This is a genomic window from Streptomyces odonnellii, assembly GCF_000981895.1.
Taxonomy (GTDB): Bacteria; Actinomycetota; Actinomycetes; order Streptomycetales; family Streptomycetaceae; genus Streptomyces; species Streptomyces odonnellii.
In genome coordinates this window covers 1-4080 of record NZ_LATD01000585.1, presented here as the reverse complement: position 1 = coordinate 4080, position 4080 = coordinate 1, and the positions used below count along the sequence as shown (strand labels likewise).

Below are 4080 nucleotides of genomic sequence, written 5' to 3'. Positions count from 1 at the left end.
GCGGGTTGGGCAGCGTGCGGGAGGGCGAAACGCCCGTAGGGCCGTACGTCAGAACAATCCGTGCCCCGGACCGATCCGTGCGCCGACCGATCCGGACGCACGGGTCGATTCGTACGTCGGGCCGATCCATGCGTCAGAACAAAGAGGGGTTCCATTCCATGCGTCTTCGTCACACCCTGGCCGCCGCCGCGGGCGCTCTCGCGCTGCTCGTCTCCGTGCCCGGTTCCGCGTCGGCCGCCGAGGGCGAGTTCGGCTATCTCTTCACGGGGATGGACGGGCGGCCCACGAAGGGGATGCTGGTGAACCCGCCGAGCGGGCAGTGCGTCACGCTGCCGGAGGCGGCCGGGGAGTACGTACCGCCGGCGCACTCGCCCCGTAACGGCGCGTCGTCCTATGCCACGGTCTTCAAGGACGCCGACTGTAAGGGGGATTACTACACGCTCCGGCCGGGCGGGTCGGCGAGCAGCCGCCTCAAGCTGCGGTCGGTGGTCTTCTCCTGAGGGCCGGGGAGGTGCTGCGCGGCGGGATGCGGCGTGAATGGGCCACTGGCCGGGCGTGAATGTGCCCCTGGCGTGTCCCCGGCGGCGCAAAGGGAGTTGAGCAGTGAAACCCTCCTCGCCCTCGGTGGGGAGCCCGTTCCCCTGCCCCGGAGGTGCCGCCCGTGCGCCATTTGTCTACCTTGTTCGTCCCAGGCCGTTTCGCGGTCGGGATCGTCACCTCGCTGGCGGTCGCGGCGTCCGCGGGCTGCATGAGCGTGGGTGACGACGAGGGAAAGCCGGCGCCGTCGCGCTCCGCGGACCGCCGGGGTTCCGCCGCCGAGCCCGACGGCGGTACGGGCGCGGGCCCCGGCGCGCCCCGCGCCTGGCAGGGGCGTACGAGCGAGGGCGGCGCGGGGGGTGCCGCCGGGGGCGAGAAGGGTACGGGTCCGGGCGCGTCGCCGAGCGCCAGTTCCGCGACGAAGCCCGCGCCCGAGCCGTCGAAGGGGGCGCGGCCCCGGCCCGGGGAGCCGACCCCGCCGCCCGGGCACGAGCCCGTACCGTCCAAGGAACCCACCCGCCCGGTGCCGTCCGCCACGCAACCGGTGCCCCAGAGCCCGGACCCGGTCCCGGAGCCCGAACCGGAGCCGTCGAAGCCGCCGGAGTCGCCGACCGGATCGCCGGTGGGCGACATGCGTACGAACCTGATGTCCGCGCGGGAGATGGCGGGGGAGGGAGAGGGCTCCGGGCCGGGCCCCGGATCCGGGGATGGGAACGGTATGCGGAAGGAGTCGGCGGCATCACCGCAGATGGGACCGGTGTGACCGGAGCCGCGGTGGAAGCGGTTTGCCTTGGAGGGGGGAGGGTGCGTATGGTAGTAGATCGTTTGATCATTGCCTGGCGCCGACACAGAAGAGCGCCATGTGGCGCGTACTCTCCCTTGCCGTGGCTGACCGCATCGAGGCGGTCGATTTGCGAATCACGGGGTTTGGGCGCGTGCCGAGACTCCGGAAGGTTTCGCATTTCGCATGTCCATTTCCAGTACTGACCACGCTGTCATGCCCGAGAACGAGTCCACCGATTCCACCGCGCCGGTGGAGACCGTCGAGGGCCTGGAGGCCGCTGTGGCCTCCGAGGCGGCGCCGTCCATGTCAGCCGGGGCCGATGAGGCTGCCGGGGCTGACGACGTATCAGAAGCTCCTGAGGGTCTTGTGACCCCCGTGGCTCCGGAGGCCCCTGTGCCTCCTGCGTCTTCCGCGGTGCCTGCGTCTTCTGCGCTCGCTGCGGCTCCTGTGTCCCCTGCGGTGTCTGCGGCTCCTGTGGACGAGGACACTCCTGGGGCCTCCGACGACTCCGAGACCTCCGTCACACCGGGGCTGACCTTCGGCGACCTGGGCCTGCCCGAGGGCATCGTCCGCAAGCTCGCACAGAACGGTGTCACCGCACCCTTCCCGATCCAGGCCGCGACCATCCCGGACGCCCTGGCGGGCAAGGACATCCTGGGCCGTGGCCGTACCGGTTCCGGCAAGACCCTCTCCTTCGGGCTGCCGCTGCTCGCCACCCTGGCCGGCGGCCACACCGAGAAGAAGAAGCCCCGCGGGATCATCCTCACCCCGACCCGTGAGCTGGCGATGCAGGTCGCGGACGCGCTCCAGCCGTACGGCGATGTGCTCGGCCTGAAGATGAAGGTCGTCTGCGGCGGTACGTCGATGGGCAACCAGATCTACGCCCTGGAGCGCGGCGTCGACATCCTCGTCGCCACCCCCGGGCGGCTGCGCGACATCATCAACCGCGGTGCCTGCTCCCTCGACAAGGTGCAGATCGCGATCCTCGACGAGGCCGACCAGATGTCCGACCTTGGCTTCCTGCCCGAGGTCACGGAGCTGCTCGACCTGGTGCCCGTGGGCGGTCAGCGGATGCTCTTCTCCGCCACCATGGAGAACGAGATCAGCACGCTGGTCAAGCGTTATCTGACCAACCCGGTCAGCCATGAGGTCGACAGCGCCCAGGGCAATGTCACGACCATGACGCACCACGTCCTCGTGGTGAAGCCGAAGGACAAGGCCCCGGTGACGGCGGCGATCGCGGCGCGCAAGGGCCGCACGATCATCTTCGTACGGACGCAGCTCGGCGCGGACCGTATCGCGGAGCAGTTGCGGGAGTCGGGCGTGAAGGCCGACGCGCTGCACGGCGGTATGACGCAGGGCGCGCGGACCCGGACGCTGGCGGACTTCAAGGACGGTTACGTCAGCGCCCTGGTCGCCACCGATGTCGCCGCCCGCGGTATCCATGTGGACGGCATCGATCTCGTACTGAACGTGGACCCGGCCGGGGACCACAAGGACTATCTGCACCGTTCGGGGCGTACGGCGCGGGCCGGCAAGTCCGGGGTCGTCGTCTCGCTGGCGCTGCCGCACCAGCGGAGGCAGATCTTCCGGCTGATGGAGGACGCGGGCGTGGACGCGTCGCGCCACATGGTCGGGGGAGCGGGCGCGTTCGACCCGGAGGTCGCCGAGATCACCGGCGCGCGGTCGCTCACGGAGGTCCAGGCCGACTCCGCGAACAACGCGGCGAAGCAGGCCGAGCGCGAGGTCTCCGAACTGACCAAGCAGCTTGAGCGCGTGCAGCGCCGGGCCGTTGAACTCCGCGAGGAGGCCGACCGGCTGGTCGCCCGCGCGGCGCGCGAGCGGGGCGAGGACCCGGAGGCGGCGGTGGCCGAGGTGGCCGCCGAGGCCGAGCGCGCGCTGGAGGAAGCGGCGGCCGCCGCGGCTGCCGCCGCCGTACCGGCGCAGCGCGAGGAGCGCAGGGACGGCCGGGACGAGCGCGGCAACTTCGGCCGCCGCGACGACCGGGGCGAGCGCAGCGGGCGAGGCGGGGCGCGGGGATACACGCCGCGTGACGGCGGGAGCGGCGAGCGGGGCGGGTTCCAGCGCAGGGACGAGCGTGGTGGCGACCGGGGTGGCGACCGCGGTGGTTTCCAGCGGCGTGAGGAGCGCGGTGGTGACCGTGGTGGTTTCCAGCGCCGCGACGACCGCCGGGACGACCGGGGTGACCGGGGTGACCGTGGCGACCGGGGTGACCGTGGCGGTTTCCAGCGCCGGGACGACCGGGGTTCGGACCGCGGTGGCTTCCAGCGCCGTGACGACCGGGGTGCCGAGCGGGGCGGCTTCGGCCGCGACCGTAACGACCGCCGGGACGACAGGGGCGGCGAGCGCCGTGACGACCGGGGCGGGCGTTCCTTCGAGCGAGACGACCGTGGTGGCCGTCCGATCGAGCGCCGCGACCACCGGGCGCCCAGCGACCGCCCGTTCAACCGCGACCGCCGCGACGACCGCCCGGCCGGCGGCGGCTTCCGCTCCAGCGGCCCCAGCGCCCACGACCGCCCGTCGACCCGCCGTGACGACCACCGTGGCGGCTCCACCGGCACCGGCACCGGCTCCTTCGGCCGCCGCGACGACAAGCCGCGCTGGAAGCGCAACGGCTGACCGCTAGGGCTGATCGCATCGGCTGACCGTCGGCGTCACCCGATCTGATGCCCCACCAGGGCCCGTGGCCCACCACCAAGGTGAACCACGGGCCCTGCGGCGTCCCCCACATCGGGTGA

3 protein-coding genes are annotated in these 4080 nt (G+C 72.4%); all 3 read left to right on the top strand.

Going from position 1 to position 4080, the window contains the following annotated elements:
- The first annotated feature begins 158 nt into the window (after positions 1-158).
- The 3 genes from WH07_RS35360 to WH07_RS35350 all read left to right on the top strand — a co-directional run bounded on the left by WH07_RS35360 (position 159) and on the right by WH07_RS35350 (position 3961).
- Positions 159-500 (top strand): hypothetical protein, encoded by a 342-nt coding sequence (locus WH07_RS35360; RefSeq protein WP_046509277.1) that lies wholly within the window; start codon positions 159-161, stop codon positions 498-500.
- A gap of 161 nt (positions 501-661) precedes the next feature.
- Positions 662-1300, top strand: coding sequence for a hypothetical protein (locus WH07_RS39285; RefSeq protein WP_046509275.1), 639 nt, complete (start codon positions 662-664; stop codon positions 1298-1300).
- Between the two features lie 204 nt (positions 1301-1504).
- The gene (locus tag WH07_RS35350; RefSeq protein WP_232789176.1) at positions 1505-3961 is read left to right on the top strand and encodes a DEAD/DEAH box helicase; all 2457 of its coding nucleotides are present in this window, start codon (positions 1505-1507) and stop codon (positions 3959-3961) included.
- Positions 3962-4080 lie beyond the last annotated feature (119 nt).

Coding starts and splice junctions, on each gene's coding strand:
- WH07_RS35350 (WP_232789176.1), top strand. CDS start 1,505: ATGTCCATTTCCAGTACTGACCACGCTGTCATGCCCGAGAACGAGTCC.
- WH07_RS35360 (WP_046509277.1), top strand. CDS start 159: ATGCGTCTTCGTCACACCCTGGCCGCCGCCGCGGGCGCTCTCGCGCTG.